Raw genomic sequence first — 17732 nt, 5'->3', positions numbered from 1 at the left:
GCCAGATAACGAAATATATTTCTCGAATATCTATTTCAACAATGTATTAGTACATATATTATTTTAATCGTTTTTTACTGTAGTATTTTTCTAGTGGTACTGGATTAATAGTATATTTTTTATTAAAACTGTTAGTATAAATAAAAAATAAAAATGTTATATTAGAAACTAATCGGTTTATAATTGAGATTATATTATCAAAATCTGTTACTAATTAGTTCAATTAGGTTTATATAATAAGGAAATTTATATAAAACATCTGTAAAAATATAATAGAAATTTAATTTTACACTTAAATATTACTGATGCTATCAGTAATTGTATAGTTATCTAAAATAATTATAGAAAATAATTAATAAGCTATTTATATAATACATCAAATGTTATAGAACACAATTTAATTACAGCAGTAAATATTTAATATTAATATATTAGAAAACATAAGAAAGTAATGTATTAGTTAATAAAAATTGTAAATTTTAATAATTTATAATAACTTAATATATTGATTATAAAAGTCTATTATTTCTTATATTAAGTTTACTAATTAATTATTTTATTTAAAACATTGATCTCATAATTTATTTAGATTTAGTATCCGTTAAATTTATATTGAATTTTTAAATACTGTAATAATTAATTTTTTATTTCTGGATTAATCTAGAAATAAAATAGGATATTAATAAATAACTTAAAATCTTTTCGTAAAAAGAGAGCAAAAATTATTTGTTATTCTTTGGTTGTTTTATCTTTTCTTCGTGTTATCTAGGTTAGATTAACTAACTTGTTTTTAATTATAAATAATTTATAGGTAATGATGTTTATACTTTAATCCGATAAGTGATAATAACCGATATAAAAAAATTATTATTAATTATTTGGTCGCTTGACAATGTTTTATAACTGTTCTTATATTACTTTTTAGTAATACTTTATGTAAAAGTAGTAATAAGTTTTTTGAGAAATAAACTAATGTATACTTCATAACAGAAGCTTAATTAATTTTGATAAAAAAGATCAGTTTACTATTTCTATTATCTCTTTATTTAGAAAAATTGAATATAGAAACAGTAGATCTGGTAGTATATATTTTAACCTAAATAAATTATATCTGTTGTATTACTAATTACCAGCTTGGAATTTATTAAAAATTGTTACAACTATAAATATGAATTTCAAAAAATATTGGATATAGTTTTTCTTAAACATACTATCGAGTAAAAATTAGATAACGCAATAAAATGTTACTAACATCTCTTCTCATACAATATATTGAGCTCTCAAAAGAGATATTGGCTAAGTAATTTAATAAGTTTGAATTATAGGAAAAATATACTTAATATTAAATAATTAACGATAAGATCAATACTGATCTATTAACAGAGTTAATATTTACCAATTAGTTTAATACTTACCGCTATAAGTATGTCAGAAAATTATTTACATTTCACTGTATTATTAAATGAAGCAGTAAAAAGTCTGAATCTTCGTCCAAATGGTATCTATCTAGATGGAACTTTTGGACGCGGTGGACATTCTCGTCTTATTTTATCAAAGCTTAATGCACAAGGACGGTTGTTTGCTATCGACTGTGATCCATCGGCTATAGAGGCAGCAAAAACTATTCAAGATTCGCGTTTTACTATTATTCACGGACCATTTTCCGCTATGGTAGAGTATATGGCGCAACGAGATCTATTAGGAAAAGTTGACGGTATATTGTTGGATCTTGGTTTATCATCACCACAGATCGATGATCCAAATCGGGGTTTTTCTTTTATGCGTGATGGACCGTTAGATATGCGCATGAATACAACTTATGGTCAATCTGCTGCACAGTGGTTATCGCAGGCATCGGTACAGGAGATCGCTTTAGTTTTTAAAACTTTTGGTGAAGAGCGCTTTTCTAATCGTATTGCTCAAGCTATTGTTGCGTATAATCATCAAAAACCAATAACTCGTACTCATGAACTTGCAAAACTAATTAGTAATACCGTTCCATTTCACGATAAACATAAGCACCCGGCAACACGATGCTTTCAGGCTATTCGCATTTATATTAATAATGAACTAGAAGAGATCAGGACAGCACTAGACGGTATGTTAACGGTATTAGCTCCTGGCGGTAGGTTAGCAATTATTAGTTTCCATTCACTAGAAGATCGATTAGTAAAACAATTTATTCGTCAAAATAGTCGTGGATATCAATTACCAATAGGATTACCACTTACATCATCTCAAATTGCTTTGCAGTACCATAACCAGCGACAATTAAAAGCGTTAGGCAAAATAAAGCCTTCAGAAAAAGAAATAAGTAACAACCCACGAGCACGCAGTTCAATACTGCGCTTTGCTGAAAAGCTAATACTATGATTAGCGATAAACGAAATAACCTGATTTTCATTATCGTGAATGATTTACTAAATCATGGTAAGTTGCCGTTTTTACTGTTAATCTCCGTCTTAGTTTCAGCAGTTTTTGTAGTTACTACTACTTATCAAACACGATGTTTGACTACAGAGCGTGAACAAATATCTCTGGAGAAAGAAGTATTAGATATTGAATGGCGAAACTTAATATTAGAAGAGAATACATTGTTAGATTACAGTCGTGTAGAGCATATCGCTATTAAAAAATTACATATGCAACATATAGATTCATCACAAGAAAACATTGTGCTTCAACCTTAATCCTTAATATTGTTAGCAACACATGAAAATCGCATTATATAAAATAAAACTAAAACACAAAGAAAACAAAAATAACTTTGTCAGCTGGCGTTTTGCTTTATTATGCAGTTGTATTATACTATCACTACTAGGACTAATGTTTCGGGTTGCCTACTTACAAATAATTAATCCAGATAAACTAGTTCGCGAAGGGGATATGCGTTCTCTTCGCTTTCAGAAAATTCCAATTACACGTGGCATAATAAGCGATCGAGCTGGTCATCCATTAGCAGTAAGCGTACCAGTCAACGCTATCTGGGCTGATCCTAAAGAACTCAATGATCACGGTGGTATCAGTAGTGATAATCGATGGAAAGCGCTGTCCAATGCACTTTCTATGTCTATTGATTATCTCTCTTCACGCATTAATAATAATCCCAAAGGGCGTTTTATCTATCTAGCGCGTCAGGTTAATCCTGCTATCGGAGAGTATGTTCATAAACTGAAACTTCCTGGTATTTACCTGCGTCAAGAATCGCGACGCTATTATCCATCAGGTCAAGTTACTGCACATCTCATTGGTGTGACTAATATTGACAATCAGGGTATTGAAGGTATTGAGAAGAGTTTTGACTACTGGCTGACTGGCCAGCCTGGAAAGCGTACGATACGTAAAGACCGATTCGGTCGGGTTATTGAAGATATTTCCTATGTGGAAAGTCAAAAAGCTCAAAATCTAGTGCTAAGTATCGATAAACGTCTGCAAGCGCTAGTATATCGCGAATTAAATAATGCAGTAGTTTTAAATAAAGCTGAGTCCGGTACCGCCGTATTAGTAGATGTCAATACTGGCGAAATATTAGCTATGGCAAACAGTCCTTCTTACAATCCAAATAATCTTACCAATACTACGATGAGTGTAATGCGAAATCGTGCTATTACCGATATTTTTGAGCCAGGATCAACAGTCAAACCAATGGTGGTAATGACTGCACTACAGCATCATGTGATACAAGAAAACAGCGTATTAAATACTTTGCCTTATATGATTGGAAAGCATCAAATTAAAGATGTAATGTGCTATGACGAATTAAGTGTAAGCGGAATTTTGCAAAAATCTAGTAACGTTGGTGTATCTAAGCTAGCATTGGCGATGCCATCTTCGGCGCTAATAAAAACTTATTCTTGTTTTGGATTAGGCAAAACGACTAATTTAGGATTAATAGGAGAAAATAGTGGTTTATATCCTCATAAAAAAAGGTGGTCTGAAATAGAAAGAGCTACTTTCTCTTATGGTTATGGATTTATGGTAACACCATTACAATTAGCTCGAGTTTATGCCACAATTGGCAGCATGGGTATAATGCGTCCCCTTTCTATTACTCGGGTAAATTCTCCTGTAATGGGATATCAAGTATTTCCTAAATCTTTAGTACGTACTGTGGTCCATATGATGGAAAGTGTAGCACTACAAAAAAATATTACGAAAGCTGCTATTAAGGGATACCGCGTCGCGGTGAAAACTGGTACTACTAAAAAGGTCTGGTTAAATGGTAATTATATTAATAAATATATTGCATATGCTGCTGGGATTGCGCCGGCGAGTAATCCGCGATTTTCGCTAGTAGTGGTAATTAATGATCCAAAGGGCGGAAAATATTATGGTGCGGCAGTTTCTTCTCCAGTATTTGGTACGGTTATGAGTAATGTACTACGTATTATGAATATAAAGCCGGATTCATTACCGCAGCTCAATGAAAAATCTAAGATGATCATTAATAATCAAAAAAGAGGCATCTGATGACTGATCGTAATTTACGTGAACTACTTATGCCCTGGGTACCTAATACTCCAGAACGTATGTTAAGAGAAATGACAGTAGATAGCCGAACTGCGAAAGTTGGTGATCTATTTGTTGCTATCGCTGGTCAAAAAACAGATGGACGTTACTACATTCCTCAAGCGATTTTGCAAGGTGTCGCTGCTGTTGTAGCACAAACAAAAGATGAAATTGAAGAAAGCAAAATTAGTGAATTTCACGGTGTACCTATCATTTATCTACAGCATCTCCATACACGCTTGTCAGCCTTAGCGGGTCGTTTTTATCAACAACCATCGCGTTCACTTCGATTAGTAGGCGTCACAGGTACCAACGGAAAAACTACTACAAGTCATATTCTTGCACAGTGGACGAACTTGTTAGGTGAGATAAGTGCTGTAATGGGTACTGTTGGTAATGGTTTACTAAAACATATTTATCCAGCTAAAAATACTACTGCTTCACCTATTGAAGTTCAAAAGCTGTTATCACAGATATACCAACAAGGTGCGCGATTTGCAGCAATGGAAGTATCTTCCCACGGACTAGTTCAGAATAGGGTCAGTGATGTGCATTTTTCTGCTGCAATATTTACAAATTTAAGTCGAGATCATCTCGATTATCACGGTGATATGATGCAATATGAAGCAGCTAAATGGCGTCTATTCAACGAGTTAGATGTTAATCAGTATATTATTAATGCTGATGATGATACTGGACAACGCTGGCTCAAAATATTACCTAAAGCAGTTGCGATTACCATTAATAAAGTGTTACCGCTAAAGTTTCAAGGCGATTGGTTATGTGCCGGTGAGATACATTACCATGAGCATGGTGCAGAGATTCCCTTTCAGTCTAAGTGGGGTGAAGGAATTCTTCATAGTCCATTAGTGGGGGAATTTAATGTTAGCAATCTATTATTAGCATTCACGACGCTATTAGTACTCGGCTATCCGTTATCAGCTCTTATTGAGAGTGCTAGTCGTTTACAATCGGTTTGTGGTCGCATGGAAGTATTTCATACAGAAGGTCATCCTAAAGTTCTAGTAGATTATGCTCATACTCCTGATGCGCTAAAAAAAGCATTAGTGTCGGCTAGGCTACATTGCTATGGTAAATTATGGTGCGTATTTGGCTGCGGTGGCGATCGTGATAAAGGCAAACGGCCATTAATGGGTGCTATTGCTGAACAGTACGCTGATCATGTGATTATTACTGATGATAATCCTCGTAGCGAAGCAGTTCAGGATATTATTAACGATATTAAGAGTGGCCTACTAGATTCTAGCTTAGTACAAACAATTTCTGGTCGAGCCGAAGCGCTTACTAGCGTTATTATGCAAGCCGCGCCAGAAGATTTAGTATTAGTAGCTGGTAAAGGCCATGAGGATTACCAGATCATTGGTCAGAAACATCTAGAGTATTCCGATCGTACTACTGTAGCAAAATTATTAGGCATGTTAGTATGATTCCATTTAGATTAAGCGCAATTGCACCAGTACTTAACGCTGAGCGAATCGGTAATGATAGCACTATTGAGACTATCATTACCGATTCGCGGACATCTTCAGTAACACAGCAATGTTTGTTTATTGCGCTGAAGGGCAATCAGTTTGATGCGCATGATTTTGCTAAACAAGCGCTAGATGCTGGTGCTGTTGCACTTCTAGTGAGCCGTCGTCTACCGTTTTCCGTGCCACAGTTATTTGTAGCCGATACTAAGCGCGCGTTAGGTCAATTGGGTGCTTGGGTTCGTCAGCAGGTTCCAACACGGGTAGTAGCTATAACAGGATCTTCTGGGAAAACATCGGTTAAAGAAATGACAGCTGCTATCTTGAGCCAATGTGGGCTAGTTCTTTCGACAAAAGATAATTTTAATAATGATATTGGCGTACCACTAACATTGTTGCGTTTAACTCCAAAACATGATTTTGCAGTTATCGAGCTGGGAGGGAATCATCTTGGTGAAATTGCTTGGACTACCGATTTAGTACGACCAGAAACTGCGCTAGTAAATAATCTTTCTGCAGCCCATTTAGCCGGATTCGGTTCATTATCTGGCGTAGCACAAGCCAAAGGTGAAATCTTTACTGGATTACCAGATAATGGACGCGGCATTCTTAATGCTGATAGCCATGATTGGTCGTGCTGGAAACAGATGCTAGGTCATAAGACAATTTGGCGTTTTGCTTTGCAGGCTGATAATGATGTGGATTTTTTTGCTACTAATATAAAAAGCGATCAGAAGGGTATACGTTTTATCTTACATAGTCCATTAGGAAAATGTCAGGTTCAGTTACCGTTATTAGGTAAACATAATGTTGCTAATGCACTAGCTGCTTGCGCATTAGCAGTATCAGTAGGAGCTGGATTATCGGCGATTACTACCGGTTTAGCACATTTAAAAGCTATACCTGGACGTTTATTTCCTATTACACTTGGTACTGATCATCTTTTATTAGATGATAGCTATAACGCTAATGTTGGTTCTATGGATGCTGCTTTACAAGTATTATCGGAAATGCCAGGATATCGGGTAATGGTAGTTGGCGATATGCTTGAACTAGGAGAGAAAGCTGAAAAATATCATCTTCAGGTTGGAAAAAATGTTGCTTTAACCTGTATCGATAAAGTTTTAAGTTTTGGCCGTTTAAGCTATCTTATTAGCAAAGCTAGTGGTCGGGGTGAGCATTTTCAGGACAAGACTGCACTAATCATAAAATTGATACAGCTATTATCAAAAAAAGCAGTTATGACTATATTAGTAAAGGGTTCACATAATTCTGCAATGGAACAAATAGTGCACGCGTTACAGGAGAGAGCACTATGTTAATCTGTCTAGCTGAATATCTAGTTCAATTTTATTCAGGATTCAATATCTTTTCTTATTTAATGTTTCGTACTAGTATAAGTTTTTTAACTTCGTTTTTTTTATCACTGTGGATGGGACCTTATATTATTGCCTATCTAAAAAAACTCCAGATTAAACAGATAATTCGAAATGACGGTCCGGAATTGCATTTATGCAAAAGCAGCACTCCAACCATGGGTGGATTGATGATCCTCATATCAATCACAATTTCAGTATTAATGTGGGTCTATTTATCTAACCCATATCTCTGGTGTGTTTTGTTTATCCTAATAAGTTACGGTAGCATAGGCTTTATCGATGATTATCGCAAAATAGTATACAAAAATGCTCGGGGACTTGTTGCTCTCTGGAAGTATTTTTGGCAATCAATAATAGCGCTAACAGTTTTATTTACTATATTTATATTTAGAATATATACACCAAAAATAACCTACTTGGTAATTCCATTTTTTAAAGAAATTATACTACAGCCTAGTCTTTGGTATGTACTTTTAGCATATTTTGTTATTGTTGGTACCAGTAATGCAGTTAACTTAACTGATGGTCTAGACGGTCTAGCAACTATGTTAGTAGTGATTGTCGCTGCTGGTCTAGCACTAATAGCATTAGTAACAAGTAATGTAGATTTTGCAGAATATTTACATATTCCTTATTTGCGATTTTCGGGTGAATTGGTTGTGATATGTATGGCTATTATCGGCGCCGGATTAGGGTTTTTATGGTTTAATACCTATCCTGCCAAAATATTTATGGGCGATGTTGGCTCACTAGCGTTAGGTGGTGCGCTTGGTATTATTGCTGTTTTATTACGTCAGGAACTTTTACTATTAATTATGGGTGGAGTTTTCGTAGTAGAAACTTTATCAGTAATTTTACAAGTAGGATCTTTCAAATTACGCGGGCGACGTATTTTCCGTATGGCACCAATTCATCACCACTATGAATTAAAAGGTTATCCAGAACCACGTATCATTGTGCGTTTATGGATTATCTCGCTGATATTGGTCTTTATCGGACTAGCAACTCTAAAAATAGGATGATAATAACAAACTATCAAAGCGAAAAAGAGTCATTATCATTAAGCAAATGGTTAATCTTTACTATATTGCAGTTCTACTATATTTATCATGATTTTAAACCTCTCGATTTAAATAAATTATCGAATAATACTTCACATCATTTAGATGTATTCAAATACATTATATACACAATAGTTCATTAATGATATTATATATTATAATTTTCTTTAATGTTCTTTTTTCGTATCCTGAACTAATTTCAGTTATATTAACTTAGGTTAGGATTATTAACAAAATAAAGTTTTTATGGAAAATTGGTTTAATTAACAACAATAATTAACTCTAAAAGAAAAATATTATTACCTATATTATGAGTAAAATAGTTATTCTTAACTATGAGAATTAGATAGATATTGATAATACTATCTATCTAATAATATTATTATTTTAATATCACTTTGCCAGATGTATTTTTTAAAATATCAAGTTTTTAATTAGAAACTATTTACAGTCTAAAATTATTAGTAGTAAGTATTCTCAGCATTGATAAAACATTGAATAGATTCCCATCAACTTAATTTTTAGACAGCATTTTGTAATCACATTAAAATACACAAAGATAATAAGAATAAGATCTTTATCTTTAACGAAGAGCATATACTGCTTATCCTACTAGTATATAGACATAAAATACAATATACCGGCATTGGTGAGAAATATAAAAACCATTTTCTTTATTCATATTCTAGGTAAAATTATATTATAGCGCATAGTTACTTCTCTCTAAGAGAAAGATAGTTTCTGATTATGTTTATAATAATTATAGGCGTATCCTATCAATACTTTTGGTAAGTATATTTTTATTCCATACAAACTAATCTTGATTTTAAATATGCTACATATATTATCTTATCTATGATAAGAACAGTGATTTTTATACTAAAACTATCTTATAATCGTTTAGATTAATTTAGCATTTCAAAAGTGTATGCTGATATTTTTATTCACCTAGCATAGGTTATTATCTTATGCGTTTTTCTAGTTTAAAATTCATTTATAGCTTAATTAGAGAGATAAGCGAACCTAAGGTAAAAACTTATTTACTATATGATCGTACATTATTATGGCTGACGCTAGGACTAGCTAGCATTGGTTTTGTAATGGTAACTTCGGCATCTATGTCGATTGGAGCACATTTATCAAATGACCCATTTTATTTTGCAAAACGTGATGCATTTTACCTCTGTTTAGCATTTTTGTTATCATTAGTAACATTGAGAATTCCGATGGTGTTTTGGCAACGCTACAGCTCAGTAATATTGTTTACCACGCTGGTAATGTTATTAGTTGTTCTAATAATCGGTAATTCAGTTAACGGTGCATCACGTTGGATAGCACTTGGGCCGCTGCGCATCCAACCAGCAGAATTATCAAAATTAGCTCTATTTTGCCATCTAGTTAATTATTTAGTATGCAAGGTAGAGGAAGTACGTACCAATTTTTTGGGATTTTGTAAGCCAATAGGCGTGATGATTCTATTAGCACTATTACTTCTTGCTCAACCCGATCTTGGAACTGTTATAATATTATTTGTTACTACTCTGGCAATGTTATTTTTAGTTGGTGCTAAATTATGGCAATTTTTATCAATTGTTAGCTCTAGCATTTTTGTAGTGCTATTACTCATTATCACTGAGCCCTATCGAATACGACGTTTAACATCATTTTGGAACCCATGGAATGATCCATTTGGCAGTGGTTATCAGCTTACACAATCACTTATGGCATTTGGTCGTGGTGAGTTTTGGGGGCAAGGATTGGGTAACTCAATACAGAAACTAGATTATTTACCGGAAGCTCATACCGACTTTATTTTTGCTATTTTAGGTGAAGAATTAGGTTACTTTGGTGTAGTTCTAGCGTTACTGATAGTATTTTGTATTTCATTACGTGCTATGTCTATTGGACGAAAAGCGTTGAAAATAAACCAGATTTTTTCTGGTTTACTTGCCTGCTCTATTGGAATATCTTTTGCTTTTCAAACGATAGTTAATGTGAGTGCTACCGCTGGTATAATACCAACAAAAGGTTTAACCTTACCATTTATCAGTTATGGTGGTTCAAGCCTGCTTATTATGTCGACAACAATAGTGCTACTACTAAGAGTAGATTTTGAAACGCGTCTAGCTAAGGTACAGGCATTTTCAAAATGGTCGCGATGATAACAAAAACAAAGCGACTAATGGTGATAGCAGGGGGTACCGGTGGACATGTTTTCCCTGGATTGGTAGTTGCGCATCGCCTGATAGCACAGAGATGGGAGGTCCGCTGGCTCGGTACTGCCAATCGCATAGAATCTGATCTTGTTCCGCAGCATGGTATTGATATTAATTTTGTTAATATTAGTGGTTTTCGCGGTAAAGAACTGAAAACAAAACTGTTAGTACCAGTGCGTATTTGTCGTGCTCTGTATCAAGCTAGACAGATTATGCATATGTGGCGACCAGATATAGTACTTGGAATGGGTGGTTATGTTTCTGGGCCGGGATGTCTAGCAGCTTGGAGCTTAGGTATTCCAGTGATCTTACATGAACAGAATAGTATCGCTGGTCTTACTAATCGTTTTTTGTCAAAAATTTCCAATAAAGTTCTACAAGCATTTCCAGGCACTTTTCCTCATGCCAATTTAGTTGGAAATCCAATACGAGATGCAATTATATCTCTACCAGAACCTGAAACGCGTTTTCGTGATCGTACAGGCCCAATTCGAGTATTAATTATCGGTGGAAGTCAAGGTGCGAAGATACTTAATCAAATCATGCCGGAAGTCGCCGGCCGTTTGGCTGATACATTAACACTATGGCATCAAGTAGGAAAAGGAGCGCTAGAGGAAGTTAATCAAGACTATAAAAAAAACGGTGTGAGACAGCACAAAGTACTAGAGTTTATCGACGATATGGCTTCTGCCTATGCTTGGGCAGATATTGTAATTTGCCGTGCTGGAGCACTGACAGTAAGTGAAATTTCTACTGTCGGTTTACCAGCTCTTTTTGTACCGTTTATGCACAAAGATCGTCAGCAGTATTGGAATGCACGACGACTAGAACAAGTTGGCGCAGCGAAGATCATTGAGCAACCGGCCTTTAATGTTGATCAGGTTAGTAATATACTATCCAGTTGGGATAGACCAACATTACTAACTATGGCGAAACACGCCAGGATGGTAGCTATACCTGATGCAACGGAACGCATAATACAGGAAATAATGGCAATGGTGCGTATTTGATTATATACAGATAATATAGGATATATATTATGAACTTTTATTTTTAAAATGCATAATATTAAACAAAGCTATTTTATCGATATTGAAATACCGATATAATGCTATTTTGAAATTAAAATAGAATCTATTAAAGTAGTAAGATTGATTTAGTATTAATCTTAATTATACACAAGCAAACCTACTTGTATGCTGAAATTTATTTCAGTTATCACCTTAATAATATCAGTAATGCCAATATCATAGTTATGATATTAAATGTTATTATAGCAAATAATACTGAAATCTTAACGGTTAAAAATTTAAAAAATCCTTCTTTATATTGTACAGAAATATTAATAATACTGGTTTATTTTTCATAAAAATATAACTTTTATAGCATATATGCTCAAACAAAAACGATTGCAATAATGTCTATTATTTATATAGTAGTTATTCTATATTTAATTGTTACAAATAACAAATTAGCAAAATTATTTAGTGTTTATCTCTATCTAATCTGAAATCGCTATCTGATAAAATAACTAATTAAAATAATTTATCCTTCCTGTATTTTCAACTTATAATATTGATTATTAATTAATTTATAGGATATAACTCTGTATAATCAATCTTTTTATAGCAGTTTGCTAACATGTATTAGCGATCTGATAATCCGAAAATTTCTAACTCACATTGGGAAAATAATACTTTTATTTTATAAATTATGCTGATTTTTTATATTAGTAATTATCGCTAGAATAGCGTTTTTCAACTTTAGCTTTGTTTAAAATAAATAATATATTAGTAAAAATTAATTTAATAAATTATCACAAGGTATTGAATGTAGTACAGTAATTTATATGGAGATCAAAAAATCATATCAACGAAAAAAGTTTTATAAAAAATGTTATAATTTGATTTATCTAATATTACTTTATCAAGTTGACGATTATGATATTTATCAATTTTAATAGCAAAATAGAAGGCAATTATACTAGTAAATAATTACAACCATCACATAACTATATAGATATTACTATTAAAGTAGTATCTATATAGTTAATTAAATAAGTAGTTAGTTATAATGTTTCAATTACATTGTTATACGTTTATGTGAGATCTATATAATATTTCTGTTAATATCCTTTCTAGCTTAAATATTCTATTGATATTGGAAGTTGATTCTTCTAACAAAGAATTGATCTCCAGCATTGATAGATATTGTTTATACTGCACTATTCGCAGATACGGTAAGGTAAATCTAATTCTGATACTAGATATTAATTCAATTCCTGTGATACTAAAATAGGTATTAAAAGAAAATAGTTTAGTACTAATTAAATGTACTGATACGATTGAAAAATTATTCATAAAATAACTAAAAACTAATTGCTACAGTTGAAGTTATTCGAAAATATTGTGATTAAAGAATTTAATTTTCAAAAAATATCTTAATCATTTTTAGTTGAAATGATCTGACATAAACAAATAGTAATAAACATATAAAATATGAAATGGACAGAAGAATTATTGCAGAACATATCAATTTCAGTCAACTCACGGGTCTGATTTTTTTACTAATATTACTCTATACCCTCCTATTAGGAGGATGGATAATCGTAGATTGGATGAAAGATACCTATCATTTACCATTATCTCGATTAATAGTAACCGGATATCGTCATTATACTACCAATGATGATATCCGCAATGCAATCCTAGCATTAGGAACGACCGATGCCTTTATACGGCAAGAGGTTAATATTATTCATCAGCAAATTAAGCGTATGCCATGGATAAAAAAAATTAGTGTATGTAAGCGATGGCCGGACGAGTTAAAAATACATTTTCTAGAATATGTACCTATAGCGCGCTGGAATGATCAATATCTACTTGACAGCAGCAGCCAAGTATTTAGTGCTCCATCGGAGCGTATTAGTAATCATCCTATTCTAATGCTTTATGGTCCAGAGGGTAGCGAAAGAGAGATACTGAACGAATATCGTATAATGAACGAAATGCTAATGACGACTAAGTTTCAGATTAAATCAGTCAGTATGAGCGCTCGCCACTCGTGGCAATTAACGTTACGAGACGGTATTAAACTTGAATTAGGCCGAGATGATAGAGCTAAGCGCTTAAAGCGCTTTATTAGGATTTATCCGATTCTTCTCCAGCAAGCCATAAATGATAATAAACGTATTAGTTATATAGATATGCGCTATAAATCAGGATTGGCTGTCGGTTGGGCCGAAATTTATACCGGATCGAAAATTAATAATCAGCAATAGATTCAAATACAGGCAAAATAAGAATGATCAAAGCAATAAATAGAAAACTGCTAGTAGGATTAGAGATCGGTACTACCAAGGTAGCTGCACTGGTAGGAGAACTATTGCCCGATATTATGATAAATATAATCGGTATTAGTAGTTGTCAATCTCGTGGCATGGAAAAAGGTGATGTTAACGATCTGGAAGCAGTCGTAAAATGTGTCCAGCATACTATTAATAAAGCTGAGTTAATGGCAGATTGCCATATTTCTTCAGTTTACCTTTCCTTATCTGGTAGACATATCAGTTACCAGAATGAAATTGGTATGGTGCCGATTTCCGAAGAAGAAGTAACTCAAGAAGATATTGAGAATGTAGTGCATATTGCTAAATCGGTTCGTATGCTAGATGAGCGTCGTATATTGCATGTTATTCCTCAGGATTATGCAATTGATTATCAGGAAGGAATTAGAAATCCAATTGGACTATCAGGTATTCGTATGCAGGTTAAAGTCCATATGATTACCTGCCATAATGATATGGCCAAAAACATTATTAAAGCAGTTGAATGTTGTGGTCTTAAAGTTGATCAACTTATTTTTAGTGGTTTAGCGTCAAGTTATGCAGTTCTCACTGAAGATGAACGCGAATTGGGTGTATGTATGCTTGATATCGGTGGTGGAACTATGGATATGGTAGTATATACTGCAGGAGCGTTGCGCTATACAAAAGTAATTCCTTATGCAGGTAATGTAGTTACTAGCGATATCGCCTACGCCTTTGGTACATCACCTACAGATGCTGAAGAAATCAAAATTCGCCACGGATGTGCACTTAGTGCTATGGTTAATAAAGATGAGAATATAGAAATAGCAAACGTCGGTGGCCGACCACCGAGAAATCTCCAGCGTCAAACTTTGGCTGAAGTGATCGAACCACGTTACAGTGAATTATTTGCTCTAGTTCAAAACGAGATTTTACAATTGCAGGAACAACTGCGAGAACAAGGAGTAAAACATAATCTCGCCGCGGGCATTGTCTTGACTGGTGGAGCAACGAAAATTGATGGCTTAACAGCATGCGCAAAACAAGTATTTCATACTCAAGTACGTATCGGCCAGCCGCTTAATATAACTGGTTTAACAGATCATACAAAAGCACCTGATTATTCTACTGTCGTAGGATTATTACATTATGGTAAAGAATTACATTTAAACAGCGAAGTGAATATAGAAAAAAAATTATTAATTAATAGATGGTTTAAACGATTAAGTATCTGGTTAAAAAAAGGAATTTTTTTGATTTTAAAATGAAATTTTTCTGTTTATCAATTGATCGAATTAAAATTAGCAGATATAAAAAGAAAAAATTATAGGAGAAAATTATGTTTGAACCTATGGAATTAACCAACGATGCAGTAATTAAAGTCATTGGTATCGGCGGAGGTGGCGGAAATGCCGTCGAACATATGGTACGCGAACAAATTGAAGGTGTAGATTTTTTCGTAGTTAATACTGATGCTCAGGCATTACGTAAAATATCAGTAGGCCAAGCTATTCAAATTGGCAGTAGTATTACAAAAGGACTTGGAGCTGGCGCTAATCCAGAAGTAGGTCGAAACTCAGCCGAAGGGGACCGAGAACTACTCTTAACTGCACTTGAAGGGACTGATATGGTGTTTATTGCTGCTGGTATGGGCGGTGGTACTGGTACTGGTGCTGCACCAGTTATTGCAGAAATTGCTAAGGATATTGGTATTTTAACCGTAGCAGTAGTTACAAAACCCTTTAATTTTGAGGGAAAGAAACGCATGTCTTTTGCTGAAAAAGGTATTATCGAACTTTCTAAGCATGTCGATTCGCTTATTACTATTCCTAATGATAAGTTATTAAAAGTCCTTGGGCGTGGCATTTCGTTATTAGATGCATTCAGTATTGCTAATAATATATTAAAAGATGCAGTACAAGGTATCGCTGAACTTATAACCTGTCCAGGATTAATGAACGTTGATTTTGCTGATGTACGTACTGTAATGTCAGAAATGGGCTGTGCCATGATGGGCTCTGGTGTTGCTTGCGGTGAAGATCGTGCGGAAAAAGCAGCAGAAATGGCGATCTCTAGCCCACTTCTAGAAGATATCGATTTGTCTGGCGCCCATGGGGTTTTAGTCAATATTACTTCAGGCTTTAATATGCGTTTAGATGAGTTTGAAACCGTTGGTAATACTATTCGCGCTTTTTCTTCTGATAATGCTACTGTAGTTATTGGTACTTCATTACATCCGGATATGAGCGATGAACTGCGAGTTACTGTAGTAGCGACTGGTATCGGTATAGATAAACGATCAGAAATTACATTGATAACTAATAAGCAGAACAGACAGCCAGTGATAGATAAGTGCTACTATAATCATAATAAAAATATCTCATCCTTTATTAAGGAAAAGAAAGCAATAGTTACTAAAGTAGTTAATGAGCAGAATTTCAAAAGAGATCAGGAATTAGACTATCTGGATATTCCAACATTCTTACGAAAACAGGCAGATTAAGTTATAAAATTTTTTTGAAACACTGTCTTTTACGCTAAACAGATATGTCTACTTTTCTCTATAATATTTAAAAAGTAAGCAATATGGTTATAACATTGCGAGAGAAAAAGATGATCAAACAACGGACATTAAAACGTATCGTACAAGCTACCGGTGTAGGATTACATACTGGTAAAAAGGTTAAAATGACACTACGACCTACATCGGAAAATATTGGAGTAATCTATCGTCGAACTGATTTAAACCCACCAGTAGATTTCCCTGCAGATGCTCGATCAGTACGCGACACGGTACTTTGTACTTGTCTAGTAAATAAATATAATGTGCGCATTTCTACCGTAGAGCACTTAAATTCGGCACTTGCTGGTTTAGGAATCGACAATATCATTGTTGAAGTGGATGCCCCTGAAATTCCAATCATGGATGGCAGTGCTAGTCCCTTTGTTTACTTATTGTTAGATGCCGATATTGCGGAACTTAATAGTGCTAAAAAATTTCTACGTTTAAAACAAACAGTACGCGTTAAAGATGGAGATAAATGGGCAGAACTAGCGCCATATAACGGTTTTACACTCGATTTTACAATTAACTTTAAGCATCCTGCGATTAAAGCCCACTTGCAACATTACTTTTTAAATTTTTCTGCGGAGTCATTTGTTAACCAGATAAGCCGTGCACGAACTTTTGGTTTTATGCGCGATATTAAGTATTTGCAATCTCGTGGTCTAGCACTTGGTGGAAGTTTCGATTGTGCTATCGTAGTTGATGATAACCGAGTACTAAATGAAGATGGTCTGCGTTTTGAAGATGAATTTGTTCGCCATAAAATGCTTGATGCCATTGGTGATTTATTTATGTGTGGTCACAATATTATCGGTGCATTTACTGCCTTTAAATCTGGACACAATATGAATAATCAGCTTCTAAAGGCAGTACTGGAACGGCAAGAAGCTTGGGAATTAGTAACTTTTGAAGATCAAGCTGAATTACCGCTAATGTTTAAAGCTCCTTCCTTTTTTATGGTCTAATCGATGTAGATTATATTTTTAATACGGTATTATTACTGTCTATAAGTTTTTCATTGCAATTATTATTAGTTCTATATTTTTTCCAAAACAGGACGTTGTTTTTGTTCTCTTCGATTAGTTTACATCAATTATTACAGCACATTTTTCGAATTTTTTCCTTTACTAGTCTCTAATAAATTGTGAATAAACGTTATGTTCTGTATATTTAAATTTATTATCTTTATTTTAAGTAAACCTTA

General features: G+C 33.8%; 12 protein-coding genes. All 12 read left to right on the top strand.

What is annotated here, in order from left to right; genetic code table 11:
- Positions 1-1425: 1425 nt before the first annotated feature.
- Positions 1426-2373 carry a 16S rRNA (cytosine(1402)-N(4))-methyltransferase RsmH gene (rsmH, locus tag FVIR_RS02435; RefSeq protein WP_067498542.1) on the top strand — a complete coding sequence of 316 codons (948 nt, stop codon included), beginning with the start codon at positions 1426-1428 and terminating at the stop codon, positions 2371-2373.
- Positions 2370-2690, top strand: a complete 321-nt coding sequence (ftsL, locus tag FVIR_RS02430) for a cell division protein FtsL (RefSeq protein WP_067498538.1) — start codon at positions 2370-2372, stop codon at positions 2688-2690. Before rsmH ends, ftsL begins: the two co-directional genes overlap by 4 nt.
- Before the next feature lie 22 nt (positions 2691-2712).
- Entirely contained in the window at positions 2713-4470 is a 1758-nt protein-coding gene (gene ftsI / locus FVIR_RS02425) for a peptidoglycan glycosyltransferase FtsI (protein WP_067498534.1), read from the top strand.
- Positions 4470-5957 (top strand): UDP-N-acetylmuramoyl-L-alanyl-D-glutamate--2,6-diaminopimelate ligase, encoded by a 1488-nt coding sequence (murE, locus tag FVIR_RS02420; RefSeq protein WP_067498530.1) that lies wholly within the window; start codon positions 4470-4472, stop codon positions 5955-5957. The genes ftsI and murE overlap by 1 nt, the downstream gene beginning before the upstream one ends.
- The gene (gene murF, locus FVIR_RS02415; protein ID WP_067498528.1) at positions 5954-7321 is read left to right on the top strand and encodes a UDP-N-acetylmuramoyl-tripeptide--D-alanyl-D-alanine ligase; all 1368 of its coding nucleotides are present in this window, start codon (positions 5954-5956) and stop codon (positions 7319-7321) included. The genes murE and murF overlap by 4 nt, the downstream gene beginning before the upstream one ends.
- Positions 7315-8400: a phospho-N-acetylmuramoyl-pentapeptide-transferase gene (gene mraY, locus FVIR_RS02410; RefSeq protein ID WP_067498525.1), complete on the top strand. Its 1086-nt coding sequence runs from the start codon at positions 7315-7317 to the stop codon at positions 8398-8400. The genes murF and mraY overlap by 7 nt, the downstream gene beginning before the upstream one ends.
- Positions 8401-9407: 1007 nt before the next feature.
- Positions 9408-10601, top strand: a complete 1194-nt coding sequence (ftsW, locus tag FVIR_RS02405; protein ID WP_082799146.1) for a cell division protein FtsW — start codon at positions 9408-9410, stop codon at positions 10599-10601.
- A complete protein-coding gene (gene murG, locus FVIR_RS02400) occupies positions 10598-11665 on the top strand; it encodes an undecaprenyldiphospho-muramoylpentapeptide beta-N-acetylglucosaminyltransferase (RefSeq protein ID WP_067498523.1) in 1068 nt (355 codons plus the stop codon). The genes ftsW and murG overlap by 4 nt, the downstream gene beginning before the upstream one ends.
- Before the next feature lie 1493 nt (positions 11666-13158).
- The gene (ftsQ, locus tag FVIR_RS02395) at positions 13159-13935 is read left to right on the top strand and encodes a cell division protein FtsQ (protein WP_082799145.1); all 777 of its coding nucleotides are present in this window, start codon (positions 13159-13161) and stop codon (positions 13933-13935) included.
- A gap of 23 nt (positions 13936-13958) precedes the next feature.
- Complete coding sequence (gene ftsA / locus FVIR_RS02390; RefSeq protein WP_067498521.1) at positions 13959-15230, top strand: cell division protein FtsA; 1272 nt, start codon at positions 13959-13961, stop codon at positions 15228-15230.
- 71 nt (positions 15231-15301) lie between these two features.
- Positions 15302-16465 carry a cell division protein FtsZ gene (gene ftsZ, locus FVIR_RS02385; protein ID WP_067498514.1) on the top strand — a complete coding sequence of 388 codons (1164 nt, stop codon included), beginning with the start codon at positions 15302-15304 and terminating at the stop codon, positions 16463-16465.
- Between the two features lie 110 nt (positions 16466-16575).
- Positions 16576-17493 (top strand): UDP-3-O-acyl-N-acetylglucosamine deacetylase, encoded by a 918-nt coding sequence (gene lpxC / locus FVIR_RS02380; protein WP_067498511.1) that lies wholly within the window; start codon positions 16576-16578, stop codon positions 17491-17493.
- Positions 17494-17732: the final 239 nt, after the last annotated feature.

The organism is Candidatus Gullanella endobia (assembly GCF_900048035.1).
Taxonomy (GTDB): Bacteria; Pseudomonadota; Gammaproteobacteria; order Enterobacterales; family Enterobacteriaceae; genus Gullanella; species Gullanella endobia.
Note: the sequence above shows the minus strand (reverse complement) of the source record. Positions and strands in the feature narration are given on the sequence as shown.